This is a genomic window from Pseudoalteromonas sp. KG3 (genome assembly GCF_030436385.1).
Classification (GTDB): Bacteria; Pseudomonadota; Gammaproteobacteria; order Enterobacterales; family Alteromonadaceae; genus Pseudoalteromonas; species Pseudoalteromonas prydzensis.
On the sequence record NZ_CP098523.1, the window covers coordinates 507,050 to 531,560 of the forward strand.

A 24,511-nucleotide genomic window follows, 5' to 3' on the forward strand; every position below is an offset into this window, starting at 1 on the left:
GCTTATCCTTAACGGCTTTCAGTAAATAATTCACGACCAATGAGCATACGGCGAATTTCCGAGGTGCCGGCACCAATTTCATAAAGCTTCGCGTCACGCAGTAAACGACCCGTAGCGTACTCGTTGATATAACCATTTCCACCGAGAATTTGAATGGCATCCAGCGCCATTTTAGTCGCCAGCTCAGCAGCATATAAAATAGCGCCAGCGGCATCTTTACGGGTGGTTTCACCACGGTCACAGGCTTTGGCTACGGTGTACACGTATGAACGCGCTGCATTCATTTGCGTGTACATATCGGCTACTTTGCCTTGAATAAGCTGGAACTGGCCAATTGGCGTGTCAAACTGCTTACGTTCATGAATATACGGCACCACAATATCCATACAGGCTTGCATAATACCCAGCGGGCCGGCAGCCAGTACAACGCGCTCGTAGTCAAGGCCACTCATTAACACTTTTACGCCTTCGTTTAGGTTACCAAGAATGTTTTCTTCTGGCACTTCACAGTTTTCGAACACTAATTCACAGGTATTTGAACCACGCATCCCTAGTTTGTCGAGTTTTTGCGCCGTTGAGAAACCAGGGAAGTTGCTTTCAACAATAAACGCGGTAATGCCTTTAGCGCCGGCATTTAAATCTGTTTTTGCGTAGATCACTAAAGTATGCGCATCTGGACCATTGGTGATCCACATTTTGTTACCGTTAAGAATGTACTTATCGCCTTTTTTCTCTGCTTTGAGTTTCATAGAAACAACATCAGAGCCGGCGTTTGGCTCACTCATCGCAAGGGCACCAATGTGCTCACCACTAATTAATTTTGGTAAGTATTTTTCTTTTTGTGCTTGTGTGCCATTACGATTAATTTGATTTACACACAGGTTTGAATGAGCACCATAACTTAAGCCAATCGAGGCACTCGCTCGGCTAATTTCTTCCATCGCGATAACATGCTCTAAATAACCTAAACCTGCACCACCTAGTTCTTCAGATACGGTCATACCTAATACACCCATTTCGCCAAGTTGTGGCCAAAGTTGATTAGGAAACGCATTATCAAGGTCGGTTTTCTCTGCTAAAGGGGCAATCTCTTGGCTGGCAAAGCTATTAACATGATCGCGGATCATATCTGCGGTTTCGCCAAGGCCAAAGTTCATTTCTTTATATAGTGAAATAGTGCTCATGATTCATTCCTGTGTGAGAGACTGTTAATGAATAGTCTTTTATAAATTGTTTAAACTGGGTTATTCATCTAATTGATTTAAGGTATCGCGACAACGACGCTCAGCGGTTACTAATTCCATCAACACAACTTTAATGTCATCCATTTGCTGACTGAGATCGGCTTTTTTTTCAGAAATTAAGTCAAGCATGGTCACTAACTGTTTTGCGCTCGATTTATCAGCGTCATACAGTTCAAACAAACGGCCTGTTTCAGCCAAGGTAAAGCCTAAACGCTTACCACGTAAGATTAGTTTTAAACGCACTTTGTCACGTTTTGAATAAATACGGGTTTGACCATTACGCTCAGGTGAAATTAAGCCCTGATCTTCGTAAAAGCGAATTGAGCGGGTAGTGATGTCAAATTCTTTAGCTAATTCACTGATGCTAAAGGTTTGCTCGTGGCTGGCAGGCTCAGCGGCTGAACTTGCAAAGTTTGTTTGATTATCTTGATTCATAGTCTAGTTACCTCATTCGAATAACTCCAATATAAGTGAAGTTTACGTAAAGGTAAAGTGAATAATGGCAGTTATACTTTAGACTAATGCATTTCTAATATAAAACAGGATGTTTACCCGTATTTACAGGTGTTATAGCCCCAGTGTTTGCAAATGGCTACGCAAAAATAAAGATAAGTTTACAGTTTTACTTGCCGCAAAAATCTTGATTTTAGATTTACGTTGGCGTAAACGTAAATATTATGTATGCTCATAGACAAATCAAATTATAAATGAATAGGTGTAGCTCAAACAGTTGTGATTACACCTGATATTAAATGGAGCCTTTTTATGACTACCGAAGCCGTTGTTATTGTAGCAGCAAAACGTACCCCGATGGGTGGTTTTATGGGATCCCTTAGTGATGCATCAGCCACTGAGTTAGGTGCAACCGCCATTGCCAGTGCTTTAGCCGATACTGGTTTAAGTGATACCGCGATTGATGAAGTGATCATGGGCTGTGTACTACCCGCAGGCTTAGGTCAAGCGCCAGCACGTCAAGCGATGTTAAAAGCAGGGCTTGCGCGCAGCACCGGCGCCACCACCATTAATAAAGTGTGTGGCTCTGGCTTGAAAGCGGCAATGCTTGCACACGACTTAATTAAAGCGGGTTCAATTAATAGCGCGGTTGCCGGTGGCATGGAAAGCATGACTAACTCACCGTATTTTATTCCTAAAGCCCGCGGCGGAATGCGTATGGGCCACGGTGAAATAAAAGATCACATGATGAGTGATGGCCTAGAAGATGCTTACGATAACAAAGCGATGGGCTGTTTTGCACAAGACACCGCTGATGAATACGGGATTGGCCGTGAACAAATGGACACCTTTGCACTGGGTTCATTAAGCAAAGCCAATGCGGCGATTGAAAACGGCAGTTTTACTAACGAGATTGCTCCGCACACAATCAGCGGCCGTAAAGGCGATGTTACCATCAGTATTGATGAACAACCGGGTAATGCTCGTCCTGAAAAAATTCCAGGCCTGCGCGCTGCGTTTAAACGTGACGGCACCATTACCGCCGCTAATTCATCGTCAATTTCAGACGGTGGTGCCGCACTTATTTTAATGAGTGAAACCCATGCAAAAGCGCAAGGGCTAACACCACTGTGTCGTATTGTTGCTCACAGCACCCATTCACAAAAACCAAGTGAATTTACCCTTGCACCGGTAGGCGCTATGAATAGCTTACTTGAAAAAGCAGGCTGGACAACGAACGACGTTGACCTTTGGGAAATTAACGAAGCCTTTGCCATGGTGACTATGCTTGCTATCAACGAGTTAAAGCTTGATGAAAGCAAAGTTAACGTTAATGGCGGTGCCTGTGCACTAGGTCATCCAATTGGAGCAAGCGGCGCACGTATTTTAGTTACCCTAATACATGCATTGAAAAACCGCGGCCTTAAAAAAGGCGTGGCGTCATTATGTATTGGCGGTGGTGAAGCAGTCGCATTAGCGGTAGAAGCTATTTAAAGTTGCACTGTACAAATTAGTTAAATTTAAACTCTCACAGCCGCAGGCTCTTTCAACAATAACTACTGCGGCTTAATTAATTACCCTCTGGGGAGGAGTGCGTTATGCACCAAGTACCATTACTGATCAACGGCGAATTTATCCAATCAACATCAGATCAACTGATTGACGTTATTAATCCAGCAAACCAAGAAGTGCTTGCACAAGTACCTTGTACAACAGACGCAGAAATGGATGCCGCAATTGCATCAGCAAGCGAGACATTTAAAACCTGGAAGGACGTACCAATCACTGAGCGTGCGCGTATCATGATGAAGTACGCAGCGCTGTTAAAAGAGCATCACGATGAACTTGCCACCATTATTTGCCACGAGTTAGGTAAAACCTTTGAAGATGCTAAAGGTGACGTATGGCGTGGTATTGAAGTTGTTGAACAAGCAGCGAATGCCCCTTCATTAATGATGGGTGAGACCATGGAAAACGTGGCTCGTAAAATCGATACATACTCATACATGCAGCCTCTGGGTGTGTGTGCGGGTATTACGCCGTTTAACTTCCCTGCGATGATCCCACTGTGGATGTTTCCGCTGGCGATTGTCTGCGGTAACACCTTCATTTTAAAACCATCAGAGCAAGATCCGCTTACACCAATGCGTTTAGCTGAGTTATTCATCGAAGCAGGTGCCCCAGCAGGTGTATTACAAGTTGTTCATGGTACTAAACCACAAGTTGATCGTTTATTAGAAGATCCAGCCGTTCGTGCAATTTCGTTTGTAGGTTCATGTGGCGTAGGTCAATACATTTACTCTAAAGGCACAGCTAATTTAAAACGTGTACAAGCGTGTGTTGGTGCTAAGAACCACATGGTGATCATGCCTGATGCTAGTCGCTCACACGTTGTTAATAACCTTGTGGGTGCTTCTGTCGGTGCGGCAGGTCAGCGGTGTATGGGGATTTCAGTGGCGGTGTTTGTTGGCCAAGCGAAAGATTGGGTTGAAGACATTAAAGCTGGTTTTGCTAATGTACGCCCAGGTGTATGGGATGACAAAGATGCAGCCTATGGTCCGCAAACCTCTGCGGCAGCCAAAGCGCGTATTTTATCATTAATTGAAAGTGGTAAAGCGCAAGGCGCAACCTGCTTAATTGATGGTTCTGACTTTACTGTTGAAGGTTATGAGCAAGGTAACTGGCTTGGACCAACTCTGTTTAGCGATGTTACAACCGAGATGGACTTATACAAAGAAGAAATTTTTGGTCCAGTACTGGCGTGTATGTTTGTTGATTCGCTAGATGAAGCAATTGCCCTTATTAATGATTCACCATTTGGCAATGGAACGTCATTGTTCACTTCAAGTGGAGCCGCTGCGCGTAAATTCCAACACGAAATAGAAGTAGGCCAAGTTGGTATTAACGTACCAATTCCTGTGCCACTGCCATTCTTTTCGTTCACTGGTTGGAAAGGTTCTTTCTATGGCGATACTCACACATACGGTAAGCAAGGTATACGTTTTTACACAGAGACAAAAACCATTACTTCACGTTGGTTTGAAGATGACATTGCCTCAGGTCCAAACATGAGCATTAATCTTAAATAATACGTTTCCCATAATAAAAAAGAGGGGTAACGAAGGCACTCCACACACATATTTGAGCCTTCGTTACTCTTCACTAATCTTTTGACAACACATATTTATAAAGAGGTCGCCAATGGACTTTAACTTAACTGAAGATCAACAAGCTTTTGCTGATACGGCGCGCCAATTTGCGCAATCAGAGCTTGCCCCCCATGCAGCCAAATGGGACCGAGAACATATTTTCCCAAAAGACACTATCAAAGCCGCCGGTGAGCTTGGTTTTTGTGGTTTGTATACCCCAGAGGAAGCAGGCGGTTTAGGTCTGTCGCGCTTAGATTCAAGTATTATTTTTGAACAGTTGGCGATGGGCTGTACAGCAACCACCGCGATGCTGACTATTCATAATATGGCAACCTGGATGATTGCAAGTTTTGGTACTGAGCAAACTAAACAGCAGTACTGCGAGCAATTAGTGATGGGCGAATTATTAGCATCTTATTGTTTGACAGAGCCAGGTTCAGGCTCTGATGCTGCATCACTAAAAACCAAAGCTGTGCGTGACGGTGATGAGTACGTGATCAACGGCTCAAAAATGTTTATCTCAGGTGCTGGTGAAACTGAAGTATTAGTGGTTATGGCACGCACTGGTGGCGAAGGCGCAGCGGGTATTTCAGCGTTTGTTGTACCGGCTGATGCTAAAGGCGTTGAGTATGGTAAAGCAGAAGAGAAAATGGGCTGGAACGCACAGCCTACGCGCTTAATTAGTTTTGAAAATGTGCGTATACCGGCGCATAACTTACTTGGTGCTGAGGGCGAAGGCTTTAAGTTTGCCATGCAAGGCCTTGATGGCGGACGCATTAATATTGCTACTTGCTCAATTGGTACGGCGCAAGCGGCACTTGAAACCGCTCGTGAATACTTAAAAGAGCGTACTCAGTTTGGTAAACCGTTAGCGGCCTTTCAAGCGCTGCAATTTAAAATTGCCGATATGAACACCGAACTTGTCGCTGCACGCCAAATGGTGCGTTTAGCCGCCTTTAAACTTGACTCAGGTGACAGCGAAAAAACCACTTATTGCGCTATGGCAAAACGTTTTGCGACCGATGTAGGTTTTACAGTGTGTAACGATGCGCTGCAAATTCATGGTGGTTACGGTTACATTAAAGAATACCCACTTGAGCGTCACGTTCGTGATGTACGCGTACACCAAATTTTAGAAGGCACTAACGAAATTATGCGTGTGATCATCGCACGTCGTATTTTAGCCGAATCAGCCGCTGATATTTTATAAGGAGCCAGTTATGTCAAACCCAAGTATTGATTTAACCATTGAAGGTCACGTAGCGATATTAACTATGTCTAATCCGCCAGCGAATACCTGGACGAAAGACACGTTAATTGCATTAAAAAATACTGTGAATGAGCTTAACGACAATAAAAATATCTATGCGTTAGTGATTACCGGTGAAGGCGAGAAGTTTTTTAGTGCTGGTGCTGACTTAAATGTATTTGCTGATGGTGATAAAGGCGTTGCCGCGACCATGTCGCAAGTGTTTGGTGAAGCGTTTGAAGCGCTGACCGCGTTTAGAGGTGTATCTATTGCCGCGATCAATGGTTATGCCATGGGTGGTGGCTTAGAAGTCGCACTAGCGTGTGATATTCGTATTGCAGAAGAGCAAGCACAAATGGCATTACCTGAAGCTAAAGTGGGCTTACTCCCGTGTGCGGGTGGCACGCAAAACCTAGCTTGGCTAGTTGGTGAAGGTTGGGCAAAACGGATGATTTTATGCGGCGAGCGTTTAAAAGCCGATAAAGCACTGCAAATAGGCTTAGTTGAAGAAGTTGTGGCGCAAGGTGAAAGTTTTGCTGTGGCACTCAAACTGGCTAATCAAGTGGCAGAGCAAAGCCCTGTAGCAGTATCTGCGTGTAAATCGCTGATCCAAAAAGGCCGTACACAGCCAATGGCACATGCTTTACCACTTGAGCGTGAATTGTTTGTTGGTTTATTTGATACAGAAGATCAGCGCGAAGGCGTAAATGCTTTCTTAGAAAAACGCAAAGCAAACTGGGTGAACGGCTAATGGTTGCTTTAACACAATTAAATTCGCCTGATGCGCCAGTGGTGTTTGAAACCGCGGCCGCTGCAAACGGCTCATTAATTGGTTTTGCCACCCTTAATGCGCCAAAGTCATTAAACGCACTTAATTTTGCGATGATCAAATTATTAGAGCCACAGCTATTAGCGTGGCAAGAAGATAGTAACATTGCCATGGTCATCATCAAAGGTGCCGGGGATAAAGCGTTTTGCGCCGGTGGTGATGTGGTAAGCCTACACACAGCCATGAAAAGTGGCGAGCCTGCTGATCTAATTGAAGACTTTTTTACCCAAGAGTATCGTCTTGATCATTTAATCCATTGTTATGACAAGCCGATTTTGGTGTGGGGTAACGGGATTGTGATGGGCGGTGGCTTAGGCTTAATGGCCGGTGCTAGCCACCGAGTGGTCACTGAAACATCGCGCATTGCAATGCCTGAGCTGACCATAGGTTTATACCCAGATGTAGGCGGCAGCTACTTTTTACATAAAATGCCAGAGCACGTTGGGGAATTTTTGGGGTTAACCGCAGCGTCGATTAATTGTGACGATGCCTTGTTTGTTTCATTGGCTGATCATTTTGTTAAAGCTGATAAATATGACACCTTAATTGCGCAGTTAGTGGCAATAAAATGGGGAAAGACTGCCGCTCTTAATCACGAAAAGTTATCTAAGATATTGACTGAATTAGACAATACCTCAGGTCGTATGCCACAAGGCAATGTAAAGGCGAATTTAGCGACTATTCAGCGCTTGGGTGAATTCAGTGCGTTAGCCGATAAAGTTGCCTACATTTTAAACCTTGAAACTGACGATACATGGCTTACCCGTGCACAAAAAGCATTAAAGCACGGTTGCCCATTAAGCTGTGCACTGGTTGAGCGCCAACTGGCAAACTCAAAAGGCAAGAGCTTAGGTCAGTGTTTTCAAATGGAGCTGGGTATGTCTGTACGCTGTGGCGAAGTCGGTGAATTTCAAGAAGGGGTACGGGCGTTGTTAATTGATAAAGATGGCGCGCCTAATTGGCAGTTCAAATCAATTGCAGCACTGCCTGATGAGCTCCTAGAGAGCTTTTTCACACCGCGTTGGACTGCTGACACGCATCCACTAAAACAACTCACACAAGGATAATGTTATGTCACTTTCTATTGGTTTTATTGGTTTAGGTAATATGGGCGGCCCAATGGCCGCTAACCTTGTTAAAGCAGGTCATCAAGTTAAAGTATTTGATTTAAACCAGTCGGTCGTAAATGACTTGGCGAATAACGGTGCGATTGCCGCAACGGACGCAAAACACTGTGCAACCGACATTGATTTATTGATCAGCATGCTACCTGCCAGTAAGCATGTTAAGTCACTTTATTTAGGTGATACCGGGCTTGTCCATGTGTTAGCTAAAACCACCTTGGTTATTGATTGCTCTACGATTGATGCTGCATCGGCACGTGAAGTGGGCGCAGAGCTTGGTGAACAAGGTATCGCTTTTGTTGATGCACCGGTCTCTGGTGGTGTTGCGGGCGCAACTGCTGGCACATTAACCTTTATTGTTGGTGGCGATGATGCACATTTTAATCAAGCACAGCCAGTGCTTGCTGATATGGGCAAAAATATCTTTCATGCCGGCGATATTGGCGCAGGGCAAGTAGCAAAAATTTGTAATAACATGTTGTTAAGCATTTTAATGGCAGGCACCAGCGAAGCACTACAAATGGGTATTAACAATGGCTTAGATCCAAAAGTGCTCAGTGACATCATGACCGCCAGCTCAGGCCGTAACTGGACCCTTGAGCTTTACAATCCTTGCCCAGGCGTAATGGACACAGCCCCAGCGAGTAATGATTACAAACCAGGTTTTATGGTTGATTTAATGGCTAAAGACTTAGGCCTTGCGATGGAAGCGGCGCAGCAAAGTAACTCTTCAACCCCAATGGGTTCTATGGCAAAAAACCTTTATACCATGCTACAGCACCAAGGGGCTGGCAGTGATGATTTTAGCGCCATATTTAAATTATTCTCGAAGGAGTAACAGGTGGAAATTAAAAATAATACCGTGGTGATCACCGGTGGTGCGCAAGGCTTAGGCTTTGCAATGGCGCATAAATTGGCTGAGCTTGGTGCTAATATCGCGTTAATTGATATGCAACAAGATTTATTAGATGCCGCCGTTGCTGAGCTTAGACAACATGGTGTAACTGTAAAATCCTATGTTGCCAATGTCACTGACGAAGATGCGGTGGTAAATACCTTTAATACCATCAATACAGATTTTGGTCATATTGGTGTATTGATAAATAATGCCGGTATTTTACGCGATGGTATGTTTATCAAAGCCAAAGAAGGCAAAGTGGTTGCTAAAATGGCCCTAGATCAATTTAAGTCAGTGATTGATGTAAACTTAACCGGCGTGTTTTTAGCGGGGCGTGAAGCAGCATCACATATGATTGAATCTGGTAAAGGCGGCGTGATAGTTAATATGTCGAGTGTGGCTCGTGCGGGTAACATTGGTCAAACTAACTACGCTGCTTCTAAAGCGGGTGTGGTTGCGATGACCACAGGTTGGGCAAAAGAGCTTGGCCGCTTTGGCATTCGTGTAGGCGCTATTGCTCCTGGTGTTATTCGTACTAATATGACCGACGCCATGAAGCCAGAAGCCAAACAGCGCATGCTTGCAGTCACGCCAGTAGGGCGCTTTGGTGAAGCAGATGAAATAGCACATACTGCACAGTACATTATTGAAAATGACTTCTTTACCGGTCGCGTGGTTGAGATTGATGGCGGTATTCGTCTATAACCGAACACGTATTTTTGATTAAAAAGCATAGCTCATATGGGCTGTGCTTTTTTTTTGCTCAAAATTTAGAGTCTAGGAAAAGGTTAGTAACTTAGTTAATAGCTTGCCTTAAAACAATTAAGTTACCAAAATAGGGTTAATTCAGCGTTTACTTATAATAAGTCTCAGATTTACATTGTACTATAAATAACCAGTTGTTGTGGTTTGCCAAATTTTACTGTTGCCACCGTTTTAGTGTATTTGCGCATTTATAAAATCTGAAGCTTAGCTAACTAATTGTTTACATGGGCGTATTTAATAGATAAGGTAAATTCATTGGAATATCTAGTAATGTGTCAGTTTATTAATAAAACAAATGTATTTTCGTGCTAGTTAAAGCGGTAGTCGCACGAATTATAGTCGATTATGGAAGAAACAAAGCGTTGCACTGGGTAAACTGATAAGTGCGTCGTTCAATGACATGAAGGAACAGTGGTATGTTTCAACGTTTTTTTAAAAATCGAAAAATTAAAAAATATGCAAGAAAGTTGCCTCAAGACTTAAAAGCTCATTATGGTTACAAACAACATTACTCAAAAGTGCAAGTAGATTATGCTATTAAGCGTAAGAAATTAGGTAACAGTGGTGCTGTTATTGTCACTGATAATTGCTACGCATATGCAATGTATTGCTCCCCAGAAGAGTTTAAAGAGATCCATGATAACGCAGGTGAAAATTGTGATTATGCTGCGATGCGTAGTGAAATTTCTGACACTCTTTTTAACGGCGCATCCGACTTTTCATTTTCTACTCTTTTAGTCGAATCAACAAATTCAGCTTCTAGTTTCTCAACTGGAGATTTTGGTGGAGATGGCGGAGGAGGTTTCGGTGGGGGAGATGGTGGAGGGGGCGGTGATTAATCGCCACCTAACAAACATTTATTTTAACTCAGCCAAAAAATAAATATTCTTTTCACTTATCTTGTTACGGCCTTAACTCGCTGATTAAAAATAGATTTAGCGCTAGAGCGAAACCGCGCCAAATGTAGGCTTGCATCGTGACCTTATAGAAATATAAGTTTTAGAGATCAAAATCGAGCATCACGTACTTTTGTTTCTCTAGCAGATCTTGGCTAAAGGTTGTATTTAAAAAATCCACTAATAACTTTGCTTTTTCAAGTGATTGCGTAGATTGAGTATTAACAATTAATACTAAAGGTCTTACAAAGCTATACTCGCCACTTTTGATTGTTTGCTCTGTAGCTTTGATACCGTCAACACTTAGGATCCTAATTTTATCTATCGAGTTTTTATCAGTGAACTGTGTAATTGCACCAAATGAATCATAAGCAATTGCATTGGGAAAACGTTGAACTATGCCTAACGCCTGATTGAATTCGTCATACATGTATACGTCTTGCTGTAAAAATAACCCACGGTTACCAGCCACTTTAAATTTAACGGTATCAGTGCCTGGCTCGTTTATATAGTCTAGTTTTAAAAACTCTAAAAACACATCAAATGTGCCATGCTTGACACCTTTACTGAACAGTTGGATTTGATTATCCAATGTTGATTTCGGTTCAATATCGTCGTTTATTTGACTCCATAAAATATATTTCCCCGAATAGATATGGGTTAATTGCTGGGTACTTATATTGGTGATTGGATTTGCTGTATTAGTAAAGAAAACCATACCATCTTGGGCTAAAACGATCTGTTTTAAATAGGGCCATTGCTGTTGTTCAGATTTAGTCAAATAGCGAGAGGCAGCACCTATGTCTACTAAATTCTCGCCAATAGCTTTGATACCTTGATCGCTACCCATGCCTCGTAATTGCATGATGGTGGTAGATTGTTGATTAAACCTAGCTTTTAATGGCTCAAGCATATGTATGACAGATGTAGAGCCTGCAATTAAAATTGGTGTGCGTTGTGGTAGTTCTTCGCATGCCGCACTCCAGGAGGCGGTAAACAAGCTTGCGACAATTAAAAAGTTTCGGTACATGATCTGCATTTGCTATTGCAATTTAGGTTAACTGTAGCGCAGAACGACAAATTTTAAAGTGTAAAATGAAAACTAAAAGAATAAAAATATAGGTATATATTTTACAAAATTATAGAAACTGGCTTAACAAGATTGAGTGGCGTTGAGAGATAATTGGATCGATATTCATTACGGGAGATAAACCGCCCATTCCACTTCCTCTTAATAAAAAGTGCATGATGGGTGATATGGGGGTTGGAGGAGACCTCAGGTTAACCGATTAGGTGAAATTATTCATCATGCCTCCAGACAGGAAATGCATACTCTAAGCCTTCTTCTTCATAAACAGAAAACAAAATAGGACAGGCACTTTTCTTTACGTATTTTTTGCAAAATTCGTAGTATCAACTACTGTTTTTATATACAGGTAAGCTAAAGTTGATATGTATGACTCGTGCAAGAAAAAAGCTGATTGATTTAGCGTCCACACCTTATTATCACTTAATCTCACGATGCGTTAGGCGAGCGTTTTTGTGTGGTGACGATAAATACACAGGTAAAAACTTTGATCATCGTCGGGAGTGGTTAGTAGAGCGAATAAAGTTTTTAAGTAGTGTATTTGCCATAGAAATAGCAGCCTACGCGATTATGAGTAATCACTACCATCTTGTTGTGAACGTTAACCGGCGCCAAGCACTTGATTGGTCTGATGATGAAGTAATTAATCGTTGGTATCAGCTTTATAAGGGCCATGTTTTGGTTGATCGCTACTTAAATGGAGAGGAATTAGATAAGGTAAGTTTCCTCTTTTTCAATGAGATTATCGCAAAATGGCGAGAAAGACTCTATGACATAAGCTGGTATATGAAAAACCTCAATGAATACATTGCTCGCGAAGCCAATAAGGAAGATAGCTGCACTGGTAAATACTGGGAAGGGCGCTATAAATCACAAGCATTATTAGATGAAACCGCAGTGCTCAGTTGCATGGCCTACGTTGATTTGAATCCTATCAGAGCAAACATAGCCGATACGCTTGAAGACAGTGATTTTACCTCAATTCAAGAGCGTATAGCGCATTTCAGAGCTTTCACTATGGACAAAGCTAAAGTAGATCAGCACCTCAAACAAAAAGATAATATTCAGCATGAAAGTCAGCCATCACAGCTAAAGCCATTTGGTGGTAACCACATCAAAAACACGATCCCTTTTGCCTTAATAGATTACATTGAATTAGTTGATTGGAGTGGCCGTCACATAGATCCAAAGAAAAAAGGACATATAAACAAAGCTATGCCAAAAGTGCTACTCACCTTAAATATAGAAGAAGCGCAATGGCTTGAATCAATAATGCGATTTAGGCAACAGTACTCAAATTTCGCAGGCAGTAAACAACGGTTAAAGCTGCACGCGGCAACCAACGATGTCAAATGGTACAAAGGGGTAGGTTAGCACTAAGTTCGTCAATTAATTGAAAAAACAACCTCATCAAAAAAGTAACCGTATTTAGCCAAGCCTTGCTCTGCAGCTTAATATCCTATCCAAGAATGTAAAATTTTTAATAATCATCAAATGGTGAATTTGATAGTGCATATATGTTGGGGGATTAGTAATTTCAAAGACGATTTTTGATGTTAGGCAATAATTAAAACATGCCTGTCCTTTTTAGTTGGCAGTAAACAACGGTTAAAGCTGCACGCGGCAACCAACGATGTCAAATGGTACAAAGGGGTAGGTTAGCACTAAGTTCGTCAATTAATTGAAAAAACAACCTCATCAAAAAAGTAACCGTATTTAGCCAAGCCTTGCTCTGCAGCTTAATATCCTATCCAAGAATGTAAAATTTTTAATAATCATCAAATGGTGAATTTGATAGTGCATATATGTTGGGGGATTAGTAATTTCAAAGACGATTTTTGATGTTAGGCAATAATTAAAACATGCCTGTCCTTTTTAGTTTAGGAAAGCACCAAGGGCTTCTGGTCGAGCTGGAGCCGTTCTAATGATATTATCTTTTTTTATTGATATTCCAGATGCTTCAACAGGTGAAGATGATGATGAAACTCCGCAAACAACAGTTACGATTTCAGATCTACCTTCTGCGACAGATGGAAGAGATCCAGACGTGCCTCCGTCAGATGAGGTTAAGATACCTCAATGCGAAGGCAAAGATAATTGTAAGTAGGTAATTTCATGTACGTGTTTCAAAAAAACGGTGATGATTCCGAACTTCAAAGTTGCCTTGATTTGGCGATAGAAAACGAAGATAGAAGCTCTGAGGACCTAGCAAGACAGGGATTGTACTTTTCATCTGATGACGTATTTAGAAGTTCATGTATTCAGTATTTGGGTACTCTGAACCTAATAACAGAGAAAGACATTGTTAAAGGTTTAGAGGATGAATCTGAGATCGTGAGGATTGAGGCTATTTCGATTGCTGAATACTACGAGTCTAATTCTGTTGACAAGAAACTGTCTGAGATTTGCTTCGATGAAAAAGATGAGTTTACGCTAGCTCAAATAATGTTTGTATTAGGTGTGAAAGAAGTAAATTGTGACTATAACGTACTAAAAAGCGAGGATGTAACTAATTTTGTGTAAATGCCTATCATAATTTACTCTATCAAGAGTTTAAGGATTAGGCGATGAACATGAATAAAGAAGAACTTGAAGCGTTTGCAAAAGAAGCAGCTAAAAGCATTAAAACACCTGACGATTTAAATCAATTTAGTCAGATGTTAAAAAAGATAACCGTTGAAGCCGCACTTAATGCAGAAATGGATGAACATTTAGGCTATCAAAAACACAGTAAATCCACGAGCAGTAATAGCCGAAACGGTAAAACAAGTAAGCGTATCAAGACAGAAGACGGTGAGTTTGAGCTTGATACGCCCCGCGACCGTGAAGGCTCTTTTGAGCCGCAGCTTGTTAAAAAGCATCAATCTCGATTCACCTCAATGGATAATAAAATTTTATGGCTGTATGCCCAAGGAATGAGCACACGCGATATCGTGAATGCTTTTCATGAGTGGTATGGCGCTGATATCTCTCCCACATTGGTGTCACGTGTTACCAGTGCTGTTATGGAGCAGGTCACTGAATGGCAATCTCGCCCCCTGGATGCGATTTATCCTATTGTTTATTTGGATTGCCTGGTTGTAAAAATACGCCAAGATAAGCGCGTTATCAAAAAGTCTATTTACCTTGCTTTAGGTATTAATATTGACGGCCATAAAGAATTGCTTGGCATGTGGATTTCAGAAAATGAAGGGGCTAAGTTTCGGTGTTTGTCAAACTAGTTGTCGCGATCACTACGTTATGCACTCTCAGCCTTGACACTATTTTGTTCAGGGTTTAAGTACACTTCTTTTGGTAAATCCCAATTACGGATATTACCGCTCCAGCGCTCAGGGTGAGCATCTTTAGCACCTTGATAAACTTCTTTTCTATTAGCCAATATGTCACCCGCTAATCCTGAATGCCTTTGATGTGGGCTGACGTATTTGATGCCACTATGTTTGTGGTTAAAATTATACCAGTGGCTAAATTTCAACACCCAACTACGCGCCTCATCAATTGTTGAAAACCCTTTATACGGATAGTCAGGGCGATATTTACACGTTTTAAATATCGACTCAGCATAAGCATTATCATTGCTCACCCTAGGACGATTAAAAGACGACACGACACCTAAACTATAAAGTGTTTCAAGCATTGATGAGCCTTTCATTGGGCTTCCATTATCCGAATGCAGTACCAGAGGATTATCTTTAACTCCTTCTTTTAAATGAGCTTTCTTAATTAATATTGATGCATTTTCTGCTGATTCGTCATCATGAATTTCCCATCCAACAATCTTTCGACTAAATATATCGAGTATCAAATATAAATAAAAATGCAGCCCTTTAGCGGGGCCTGGTAACCAAGTAATATCCCAACACCACACTTGGTTTGGCCCTGTAGCACAGTGTGTCGTCGGTACTTTTCTCTCTTTTATCTGACTACGTCCGCGAGCGTTTTGCTGTTTTTCTTCATGAAGAACACGATAATATGTTGATTCAGAAGCAAGATAAATACCCTCATCTGCTAATGTAGGGACGATTTGGCTTGGTGGTAAGCTCTTAAAATCATCGCTATTAACGATGGCTAATATGTTATCTCTCTCTGCTTTTGATAGCTTATTTTTTGGCTCAGGGCGCTGAGATATTGGTCTACCATCTGTTTTTATGTTCCCGTCAACAGTCCAACGTTGATACGTCCGGACACTGATCCCAAGTTCACGGCAAGCTTTAAACTTTGGCGCACCAGAACTCACAGCTTCATTAACTAGTTTAACTGCTTGAATGCGAGCTGAGTCGAGGATCATTCGTCCTCGGCTTCCCCCCAGATCGCATTTGCTTTTTTTCTTAACACCAATAGTGCTGCGGTTTCAGCGAGTGCCTTATCTTTTCGACGTAGCTCCTTTTCTAATTGATTGATCTGTTTTTTATCTTTCTTTGTTTCGGTGGAGAAGGCTTTTTCTTGCTCTTTAACGTTAGCGTTTGCATCTATACACGCATTTCGCCAAGCCGATACTTGTTCCACATAAAGACCTTTGCCTCGGCAATATTCCGCTAACTCAGCTTGATTTAAAGAGGCTGTTTCCAACACGACTGAGAATTTATTTGCTGATGACCACTGCTCAGCATTCTTTCCATCACCTGGCACTAAATGCCCCTTATCAATTGCTTGTTTTCGCCAATTATACAAGGTTGATTCACCAATCCCCATCTCGATTGATAATTGGGCTATTGCTATATTATTTGGAGGCATCATCTTCTGAAGAGCCGACTCTTTGCTTTGCGCTGAATAATGTTTCATTGTTACTCCACGCCCTCTGTTTAATGGTTGAATATTAAGCGCGACAACTAGTCTGACAGAGAGGGGTTTTGGTTGAGCGTGCTCACCGAATTAAGCCAACGGGGCGTTGAAGATATCTTAATCGCGTGCGTAGATGGCCTGAAGGGATTTCCTGATGCAATTAATACTGCTTACCCGCAAACTCATGTTCAATTGTGTATAGTGCATATGGTTCGCAACTCATTGAAATATGTCTCATGGAAAGATTATAAAGCCGTGACGGCTGATTTGAAGCTGATTTACCGCTCGTCGACAGAAGAGGAGGCGTTGCTGGAGTTGGAGCGATTTGCAGAGAAATGGGACAATCAATATCCTCAAATAGCAAAGTCATGGCGTGCGAATTGGGACAATTTAAACACGTTATTTAATTATCCGGATGCAATACGAAAAGCCATTTATACAACGAATGCCATTGAGTCACTCAACAGCGTTATTCGCCGAGCGATTAAAAAGCGTAAGATATTTCCAAATGACGACTCTGCGAGAAAAATGATTTATTTGGCAATAAAAGAGGCATCGAAAAAATGGACGATGCCAATTCGTGACTGGCGAAATGCAATGAGTCGTTTTATCATTGAATTTGAGGAACGACTCAGCAAGCATATTTAAAATGTAAAACGGGCAGTTACACAGAATCCGTTACAGGCTCTCTAAATGAGGCCCTTTCGCAATAAATTACTCTCGTTCTGCATTTCTTCTAAGTTGAGAAGAGATATTATCGTTTAACTCAAGCCAACTAAAGTCCTTATTCCAAGCCTGTTTAAAGCTTTCTCCGCCTTGTGAATTATCCAGAATTTCTTTTAAATCAAATATTTTTGAGAAATTATCTTCGTTTACGTCGTAACTTGACCACCCCCTAACTCCCAAGTCAATGTGCTCTAGAAAGCTCGATTTAAACTCGTTAGCTGCGGCCACAAAATCCCCGTTGTCATTTAATTTTTCAGATATAAGACTTTTCTCTTTATCACTAATGGAACCTGTAACTTCTAGCTCACCTGATTGACTGATTGATATACCCCAGTCTTTATTCGCTAATGATGGTTGTTCGGCCGCTATTTCAGCCATAATATTGTCATACTGAGTAAACATTTTTTCAACCGAGTTAGAAACTTCACCACCCGGCATATAAAGATTGACAGTAGCGACTCGAATATTATTTAACGCTTTTTCTTCTGCTTCCCTTGTTGATACAACATTATTTGTTGTTATATTCATTGGCTTATCATAGGTCGCTTCAGGCTCTTTAGGCTGATCTTTATGATATATGTCCTTAGCTAGTCGCTCCATTTCACTATTTATTTGCTCTTTACCATTTACAGGTTTATTAACTTTCACTTCTGAACCGTTCGATATAAACTGCGATGCTAGATTGGTATCATTTGAATTAACTTTCATATCATTTTCCTTGTTCGTTATTTATTACTAGTTATCGGCAGGTTATTCTCTTACTTTAGTTGTTTCTAATAAGAAAACTTAACTTATTATACATAAATAATAAGCATTACTTAAATCTTAGACTCGGCATATCTTTGTAGAGGTAATGTGGGCGTAGTTTTTTGTACTTAATGGCTTCATTTATCTTCCTTGGGTATTTTTTGATTAACCACCATGCGAGCTCTAAAATATAATGCCGCTCAGATAAAGAGCGCTGCTCAAATGCTATTTTTACATCACTTATATGTTGATACGGCATATTTGTTTTGTCACATAAGTATTGTTGTAAATCTGGAGCCAATGAGTGTGAGGCAATAATTCTACAAAGCTGATGCAGTAAATTAAGCCTCTGGGTTTTTACTTGACCTGAATTAACAAAACCACGGTCTAATACCGCTAACTTCCATTTCCACCTTCGATGTACGTTAAAGTAATAAGGAATTGAATGGCAGACGAAGAATTAATAGTTATGGCTTACTTGCTAGGTTTTAACGGTTTTAAAATAAATACACTATATAATTCAGTGACTTTTGAGAAGAATGGGCAAGAATGCATTTTAACGAAGCAGCAATTCATTGATATACATTTACTGAAAAATTAATGGAATAAACCAAATGGAAAGCTGGAATAGAGAAACTCTGCTTCACTATGCTCAAGATAAGCAATCAGAAAAAGATATATCAAAATTGGATAGGGCAATTAGTTCTATAGCTGAAACTCAAATGCTATGCAGCTACCACTACCGTACATTGCATGCTTTGCTTGATGAGCATATGCGGAATAACCCTACAGAAAGTAGTTTATTTAGATCTAGGTTCAGTGTAGATACCGAGGTGAATAACAAAGATTTTGAATTTACACTTGCTTGTAGAGCTAATATTATCGCTATTGTTAGAACGTTACATTCGTGCTCAGACATAGTGGGGTTTGTAATTTACCTTGGCCTTTGTCTTAACCATAACGATAGTACATGGATAACCCCCTCAAGAGTTTCCTTGTACAATGTAAAAGAGAAGCTTAAAAAATTCCCAGAGTCCTTGGAGCTATTATCTCTTTTAGGTCAGCTCACCAATAACTCTGACTATAAACACCCTAAGGGATCCCCAGAAATAATCATTAAGTTTCAATTACATCACTCACATCCATATTTTTCCAATCGAGTTGCACTACCACCTGTACGAAATAGGCTAGTCCTGCCAAATAATCTCGCCGTCGCAGTTTAATGGACTGTTTTTTGAAGTATCGCAGCCCAACAAATGCCCATGACACTACTCGTCTTTTTTTGGTTGAATTAGCTTGAAAAGCGCCTGTCTTTCCTGCTTTGTCTATCACTGCCCCCAGCATCATTGAGAACCAATGAGCCAGTGTGGCAAGCAGCAACAGTATGTCTAATCGATAGAGTTTGTTTGTCCTGTGCAGATCTGAGCCTAAGCCGAACCTAACACTTTTTTGATCTCGAAATCCTGCTTCTATCTGCATTCTCATACCATATAATTTGAGTACTTTTTCGAGAAAGTGGTGCCTCTTTGGAAGAGAAGAAACGAGTAGCCAAGGCTCCTTATAACCACGTTTTTTATCTCTTTTTAATAACTTATGTCCCTTGCCAACCAGCACTGCATGAGTTTGATATTTTGCACTTTTGGTCAACTCGGTCGCGCCAAGATACTGGCTCTTACGTTGATTGCTCTTGAATAGTGACTGGCATGGAACAAACTCATCGCTGCCCTGCGTTTTCAAATGTGCCGTACCTCGAACACGGCTAATATAATGCCAGCCATTGTTTCGCACGGCTTTGAGCCAAGGAACTTTAAAGCCCGCATCCGTCACAATTACGGGCCGGCAGTCACCCGGCAAGATCAGTTTGAGCATCTTTAAGAACCGTTTTTGAACTTTTGGGCAATGATACTGAAAACTGAATGCACTTTCCTGATACAGGGTCAAAGAACGACCTTCACTGGCAATGCTGGCACGCAGAATACAGTATTTGGTTTGTGTATCTGCATGACTCCAATCAACCAAAATGACGGGATGCTTTTCAGTGACCACAAAACGGCTTAAGCGAACATAAACCGATGTCGACTCACGCAAAAGCTCGTGGTTATTGAGTAGTCGATCAATACGTTTAATATCATGTTTTTCAGTTGTTTTTGAATCCAAATTGCGACCAATAGATGTCAAGGTGCATTGCTGACAGTGCAAAAGAGATTTAACGGCAGCGACTAGAGTATTAAATCTGGCTTTATGAATAGAGTTAGGGGTGACAGCGCGGAGCATATTGTGCAAAATAGTAGACGCATTCATGGTGTTTAGTTCTGTTGTTTTTAAGCGATTCATAAGATCACAAAACACCATGAATGTTCCCTCACTACCCATATTTTTTAACACTATTAGTTCATTGATATATAAAGGCTAATTTTGGGGATACTTTAGGTCGTTTTCCCAACCCCTCCCTTGTTGTTAAAAAAACTATACTTTTCATTGCTATCCTTCATTTATCTTTGCTTACTAGGGGTGCTAACATTTAATAGTGAGCTCATCGCACATATTACTGCCGAATGAACACTTATTTATCTTCTTTATATAGTTTTAACAAATAACCTAACGCATTACTACCACTAAGTTTTTTAAGCTTGGGCTTCGTTGTTCTCAACCATAACCTACGTTTAACGCTGTTTTTAATACTTATCGCTTACAGCTGACGGCTTAAGGCTTACAGCTTCTTCAGCTACTTTTAAACCCAATTCTAAAGCCGCCCCAGTGTTTGCCATTTACTAAAATGGGTACTGATAGGTCATGTAAAATTTCGCCGGTATCACGTTTATAGGTTTGCAATAAAAAGCTTTCAGTGTGGCTACCACAGCGGCTGCCAGTGGCATCATTAAAAATTCGTTTAGTGCGATTGTTTACTAAATCTTGTTGGTAATTGCCCGTTAGTGGCTGGCTGTAGCGTTTATTGTGAGTAGGGAAGTAACCTTTCTTGTCTACGGCACCAGCAAACAGGATTTGTTTATTTTCAAGGATAGGTTCTTGAATTGGTGGTAATATTTTATCGGTTAAGCTGTCGTAGTCGGTGCTGTATTTAGTCGGGTTTGTATTAGGTATTTCTCGGTACTGCTGCGAAAATAACTGCTGCTCGCTTAATTGGGATGTTGCTAGTAGCTCGGTAAATTTAATTGAAATGGCAGAGCTGGCCTCAAGTGCCGCGGCTAAAATAGGTTTAAAGAATGCGTTATGTTCGACTTTATTAAGCTCTCTAAAAATAGTTTCTGATCCCAGTGATAAATTAGAAGCTTGATCTGAGATTGAAGTACTTTTTGTAGACACTTCGGCGAGTAGGTGACTAATACTACCCACTGAGGTATTAATTTGTGTGGTTGCATTTTGAAAAGCACTGACTGCTTGCTGCATGTTTTCAAGTGTTGATGATGATTCGCTAATATCGTGATTGATTGCTAAAAATGATTGAGTGACGTTCTCTAGTTGTTGTCTTACAGAATCACTGCGTGTTGATACTTGTTTCATGTCGTCATTTGTTTGCATGCTATTGGCATTAATTTCAGTCAACATATCAGCAATTTGTTTAGTGGCTTGATTAGTTTTATTGGCAAGATTACGTACTTCATCAGCAACAACAGCAAAACCTCGGCCTTGTTCACCTGCGCGAGCCGCTTCAATGGCCGCATTTAGTGCCAGTAAGTTGGTTTGCTCGGCGATGGTTTGAATAACTTGGGTAATGCTTTGAATATCTGTGGCGCTTTTTAGCAGTAGATCGAGTTGCTTAGATACCTTATCAATGGAGCCAGATAACGAGTCTATTTGCTCTGTGGCCAGTTGCAGGCGCTGATCAGCAGAACTCGATGCCTTTGTTGTTTGCATCATTGCTTGGCTAACTGTGGTTATATCATTAGTCAGCTCGCTACTATTGTGGGATAGCGCTTGGGTTGCTTGGCTAACGGCTTCACTTTCGCTATAACAGCCATCAATTTCTTTGGCTAAACTATCAATATAAAATGCCACTTCTGCGGCATCTATTGCATTTTTAGACGTTGCCTTAGTGATATTATCAGCAACCTTAGTAATAACTGCATGTTGATCAGGTTCAGGCTTAACTGGAGCTTTTTTAGCAAAAACTTTCTCCCGAAAAAACATCAGTGCGCTTAATGCTGTTAGCAGTAGCGCGCTAACGAGAGTCAGCTGTGCAAAAAAGTACAGTGCAGCAATAACGAAATAGAATAATGTATATAACAGTGAGTTTAAATTCATGCCATTGGCCTTTTTTTATTGTAATTTTTAGTTTTGAATATAAAACAAACTAAATCAATTATTAAAAGGTCTTATATGGGCACAAATTTACCATTAAAAAAGCCAACCCCAAGGTTGGCTTTTTGCAGTAATCTATTGCAGTAATGAGCAGCAACTCATTTTAGTAAGTTGCACTGCCTTTGGTACGAGGGAAGGCGATCACGTCACGTACGTTACCCATACCAGTTACATAAGCAACTAAACGCTCAAAACCTAGGCCAAAACCTGAGTGCGGTACAGTGCCATATTTACGTAGGTCGCGGTACCAGCTGTAGTCTTCTTTGTTTAAGCCCATTTCTTCTAAACGTGCATCAAGTACATCAAGGCGTTCTTCACGTTGTGAACCACCAATGATTTCGCCAATACCTGGTGCTACAACATCCATTGCAGCAACGGTTTTGCCGTCTTCATTTTGGCGCATGTAGAATGCTTTAATATCACGCGGGTAGTTTTTAATAACGACCGGTGCTTTAAAGTGCTCTTCAGCTAAATATCGCTCGTGCTCAGACTGTAAATCTACACCCCATTCAACGGCGTATTCAAATTTCTTGCCACAGCTTTTTAGGATTTCCACTGCATCTGTGTAATCAACTTGAGCAAAGTCTTTCTCAACAAATTCTTCAAGACGAGTGATAGCTGTTTTCTCAACGCGTTGCGCAAAAAACTCCATATCATCACGACGTTCTTCAAGAACCGCTTTGAACACATACTTCAGCATGTTTTCAGCAAGTTTGGCGATATCTTCTAAATCAGCAAACGCAACTTCTGGCTCGACCATCCAAAACTCTGCCAAGTGGCGAGAAGTATTTGAGTTTTCAGCACGGAAAGTCGGGCCAAAAGTATAAATTTTTGACATCGCTGAGGCGTAAGTCTCACCATTTAACTGACCTGATACAGTAAGGAATGCTTCTTTACCGAAGAAGTCTTCGCTGTAATCAACATCGCCTTTATCTGTACGTGGCAAGTTTTGCATATCAAGCGTTGATACGCGGAACATTTCGCCTGCACCTTCACAGTCACTTGCGGTGATGATAGGGGTGCTGATCCAGTAATAACCTTGCTCATGGTAGAAACGGTGAATAGCTTGCGCTAAACAGTTACGTACACGTGTTACCGCACCAATCATATTGGTACGTGGGCGAAGGTGAGCGTGCTCACGTAAATACTCAATGCTGTGGCGTTTTGCCGACATTGGGTATGAGTCTGGGTTTTCTACCCAACCAAGTACCTGTACGCTATTTGCTTGAATTTCGAAAGATTGACCTTGGCCTGCTGATTGTACTAAAACACCGGTAACTGACACAGAGCAACCGGCTGTTAGGCTAGTAACTTCATCATAATTATTAAGTGAATTAGGTACTACCGCCTGAATAGGATCAAAACACGAACCGTCATGAACGGCTAAAAATGAAATTCCTGCTTTTGAATCGCGGCGTGTACGGATCCAGCCTTTAATTGTTACTTGGCTGTCTACCGCAACCTTGCCTTTTAATAGCTCTGAAATCGCTAAGTGGCTCATCTTCACTCCAATGATATAAGTTGCCTACATTAATATGTGCGCCATCGCACTTGAACGGTGTATCTTACCTTTGAATGTAAAATAAAAAAACATTCAAAGGTAACTCTTTGCTTATTCTTTTGCATTTTTATGATTTTTTGTCGTTAAAAACCCGTCACTTTAATTTTTCGTGATAAAAAACAACTTAGATCATAATTTAAAGGTGATTTTCACTGCGATCAAAACCGGTTTTGTGGCATTATGTGAAATTACGATATTTAAACTAACTTGCTAAACATATAGGTATTATGAAACAAGTCTTTATTTTACGTGGTTTACCAGGGTGCGGTAAGTCTTATTATGCGCAAAACCTTGCCGATGAAATGGTAGCGGGCGATCCAAGCCAATACTTAATTTGTTCTACCGATGATTATTTTTATAATGAACAAGGTGACTATCAGTTTGATAAGTTCAAGCTGTCGCAATACCACAATTTAAATTTAGCCCGTTTTATAAATGCATTGGCGCAAGAGATCCCTCTGATCATTGTTGATAATACCAATATCAAAAAATGGGAATTTATTGCTTATAGCCAAGCCGCTGTTGCACTGGGCTACCAAGTTAAAGAAGTGATAGTGGGTGAAGTAAAAGATAAATCAATGCAGCACCTGTATGCCAAACGCAATAGCCATAATATTCCACTGAAAATGATCAGCAAAATGGCTTACATGTTTGAGTGGTAGCACCCAAACTCGGTGTAGT

The 24,511-nt window shown here is 41.1% G+C and carries 21 protein-coding genes and 2 pseudogenes; 15 read left to right on the forward strand and 8 right to left on the reverse strand.

The window, feature by feature from the left end:
- Positions 1-8: 8 nt before the first annotated feature.
- Both NDQ71_RS02510 and NDQ71_RS02515 read right to left on the reverse strand, forming a co-directional pair.
- Positions 9-1,184 carry an isovaleryl-CoA dehydrogenase gene (locus NDQ71_RS02510; protein ID WP_301562196.1) on the reverse strand — a complete coding sequence of 392 codons (1,176 nt, stop codon included), beginning with the start codon at positions 1,182-1,184 and terminating at the stop codon, positions 9-11.
- A gap of 60 nt (positions 1,185-1,244) precedes the next feature.
- The gene (locus NDQ71_RS02515; RefSeq protein WP_016709690.1) at positions 1,245-1,679 is read right to left on the reverse strand and encodes a MerR family DNA-binding transcriptional regulator; all 435 of its coding nucleotides are present in this window, start codon (positions 1,677-1,679) and stop codon (positions 1,245-1,247) included.
- A 330-nt stretch (positions 1,680-2,009) separates the two neighbouring features.
- Between NDQ71_RS02515 and NDQ71_RS02520 the strand changes: the two genes are divergently transcribed.
- From NDQ71_RS02520 to NDQ71_RS02555, 8 genes are all read left to right on the forward strand, one after another.
- Positions 2,010-3,191, forward strand: a complete 1,182-nt coding sequence (locus tag NDQ71_RS02520) for an acetyl-CoA C-acyltransferase (protein ID WP_192542191.1) — start codon at positions 2,010-2,012, stop codon at positions 3,189-3,191.
- Between the two features lie 104 nt (positions 3,192-3,295).
- Complete coding sequence (locus NDQ71_RS02525) at positions 3,296-4,786, forward strand: CoA-acylating methylmalonate-semialdehyde dehydrogenase (protein ID WP_301562197.1); 1,491 nt, start codon at positions 3,296-3,298, stop codon at positions 4,784-4,786.
- 112 nt (positions 4,787-4,898) lie between these two features.
- Positions 4,899-6,056, forward strand: coding sequence for an acyl-CoA dehydrogenase family protein (locus tag NDQ71_RS02530; RefSeq protein WP_192542193.1), 1,158 nt, complete (start codon positions 4,899-4,901; stop codon positions 6,054-6,056).
- A gap of 10 nt (positions 6,057-6,066) precedes the next feature.
- A complete protein-coding gene (locus NDQ71_RS02535; RefSeq protein ID WP_192542194.1) occupies positions 6,067-6,846 on the forward strand; it encodes an enoyl-CoA hydratase in 780 nt (259 codons plus the stop codon).
- A complete protein-coding gene (locus tag NDQ71_RS02540; RefSeq protein WP_301562198.1) occupies positions 6,846-7,991 on the forward strand; it encodes an enoyl-CoA hydratase/isomerase family protein in 1,146 nt (381 codons plus the stop codon). Before NDQ71_RS02535 ends, NDQ71_RS02540 begins: the two co-directional genes overlap by 1 nt.
- 4 nt (positions 7,992-7,995) lie before the next feature.
- A complete protein-coding gene (mmsB, locus tag NDQ71_RS02545) occupies positions 7,996-8,886 on the forward strand; it encodes a 3-hydroxyisobutyrate dehydrogenase (RefSeq protein WP_301562199.1) in 891 nt (296 codons plus the stop codon).
- A 3-nt stretch (positions 8,887-8,889) separates the two neighbouring features.
- Positions 8,890-9,651, forward strand: a complete 762-nt coding sequence (locus NDQ71_RS02550; RefSeq protein WP_301562200.1) for an SDR family oxidoreductase — start codon at positions 8,890-8,892, stop codon at positions 9,649-9,651.
- 476 nt (positions 9,652-10,127) lie between these two features.
- On the forward strand, positions 10,128-10,550 hold the full coding sequence (locus NDQ71_RS02555; RefSeq protein ID WP_064666203.1) for a DUF6559 family protein: 423 nt from the start codon (positions 10,128-10,130) through the stop codon (positions 10,548-10,550).
- A gap of 160 nt (positions 10,551-10,710) precedes the next feature.
- Here the strand turns inward: NDQ71_RS02555 and NDQ71_RS02560 are convergent, their stop codons facing one another.
- Positions 10,711-11,646 (reverse strand): substrate-binding domain-containing protein, encoded by a 936-nt coding sequence (locus NDQ71_RS02560; protein ID WP_301562201.1) that lies wholly within the window; start codon positions 11,644-11,646, stop codon positions 10,711-10,713.
- Positions 11,647-12,063: 417 nt separating this feature from the next.
- Between NDQ71_RS02560 and NDQ71_RS02565 the strand changes: the two genes are divergently transcribed.
- The 4 genes and pseudogenes from NDQ71_RS02565 to NDQ71_RS02580 all read left to right on the forward strand — a co-directional run.
- Entirely contained in the window at positions 12,064-13,068 is a 1,005-nt protein-coding gene (locus NDQ71_RS02565; RefSeq protein WP_301562202.1) for a transposase, read from the forward strand.
- 550 nt (positions 13,069-13,618) lie between these two features.
- Complete coding sequence (locus tag NDQ71_RS02570) at positions 13,619-13,801, forward strand: hypothetical protein (protein ID WP_301562203.1); 183 nt, start codon at positions 13,619-13,621, stop codon at positions 13,799-13,801.
- An 8-nt stretch (positions 13,802-13,809) separates the two neighbouring features.
- Positions 13,810-14,217, forward strand: coding sequence for a hypothetical protein (locus NDQ71_RS02575; protein WP_301562204.1), 408 nt, complete (start codon positions 13,810-13,812; stop codon positions 14,215-14,217).
- A gap of 50 nt (positions 14,218-14,267) precedes the next feature.
- A pseudogene (locus tag NDQ71_RS02580) lies at positions 14,268-14,897 on the forward strand (IS256 family transposase); the annotation flags it as partial.
- A gap of 35 nt (positions 14,898-14,932) precedes the next feature.
- On the opposite strand, the gene NDQ71_RS02585 reads toward NDQ71_RS02580, so the two are convergent.
- Positions 14,933-16,476, reverse strand: a protein-coding gene (locus tag NDQ71_RS02585) for an IS3 family transposase (RefSeq protein WP_225736794.1) whose coding sequence is annotated in 2 segments (ribosomal slippage) — positions 14,933-16,023 and positions 16,023-16,476 — 1,545 coding nt in all. Because the reading frame shifts where the segments join, the coding sequence is not laid out codon by codon here.
- A gap of 51 nt (positions 16,477-16,527) precedes the next feature.
- Here NDQ71_RS02585 and NDQ71_RS02590 point away from each other — a divergent pair.
- Positions 16,528-17,124, forward strand: a pseudogene (locus NDQ71_RS02590) (IS256 family transposase); the annotation flags it as partial.
- A 66-nt stretch (positions 17,125-17,190) separates the two neighbouring features.
- Here the strand turns inward: NDQ71_RS02590 and NDQ71_RS02595 are convergent.
- A complete protein-coding gene (locus NDQ71_RS02595; RefSeq protein WP_192543182.1) occupies positions 17,191-17,910 on the reverse strand; it encodes a hypothetical protein in 720 nt (239 codons plus the stop codon).
- 484 nt (positions 17,911-18,394) lie between these two features.
- Between NDQ71_RS02595 and NDQ71_RS02600 the strand changes: the two genes are divergently transcribed.
- On the forward strand, positions 18,395-18,550 hold the full coding sequence (locus NDQ71_RS02600) for a hypothetical protein (RefSeq protein WP_192543181.1): 156 nt from the start codon (positions 18,395-18,397) through the stop codon (positions 18,548-18,550).
- A gap of 515 nt (positions 18,551-19,065) precedes the next feature.
- On the opposite strand, the gene NDQ71_RS02605 is transcribed toward NDQ71_RS02600, so the two are convergent.
- From NDQ71_RS02605 to asnS, 3 genes are all read right to left on the reverse strand, one after another.
- Positions 19,066-20,283 carry an IS4 family transposase gene (locus tag NDQ71_RS02605; protein WP_301562640.1) on the reverse strand — a complete coding sequence of 406 codons (1,218 nt, stop codon included), beginning with the start codon at positions 20,281-20,283 and terminating at the stop codon, positions 19,066-19,068.
- A 387-nt stretch (positions 20,284-20,670) separates the two neighbouring features.
- On the reverse strand, positions 20,671-22,212 hold the full coding sequence (locus tag NDQ71_RS02610) for a methyl-accepting chemotaxis protein (RefSeq protein ID WP_192542295.1): 1,542 nt from the start codon (positions 22,210-22,212) through the stop codon (positions 20,671-20,673).
- 160 nt (positions 22,213-22,372) lie between these two features.
- Positions 22,373-23,770, reverse strand: a complete 1,398-nt coding sequence (asnS, locus tag NDQ71_RS02615; RefSeq protein ID WP_064666209.1) for an asparagine--tRNA ligase — start codon at positions 23,768-23,770, stop codon at positions 22,373-22,375.
- Positions 23,771-24,057: 287 nt separating this feature from the next.
- Between asnS and NDQ71_RS02620 the strand changes: the two genes are divergently transcribed.
- Complete coding sequence (locus NDQ71_RS02620) at positions 24,058-24,492, forward strand: AAA family ATPase (RefSeq protein WP_064666210.1); 435 nt, start codon at positions 24,058-24,060, stop codon at positions 24,490-24,492.
- Positions 24,493-24,511: the final 19 nt, after the last annotated feature.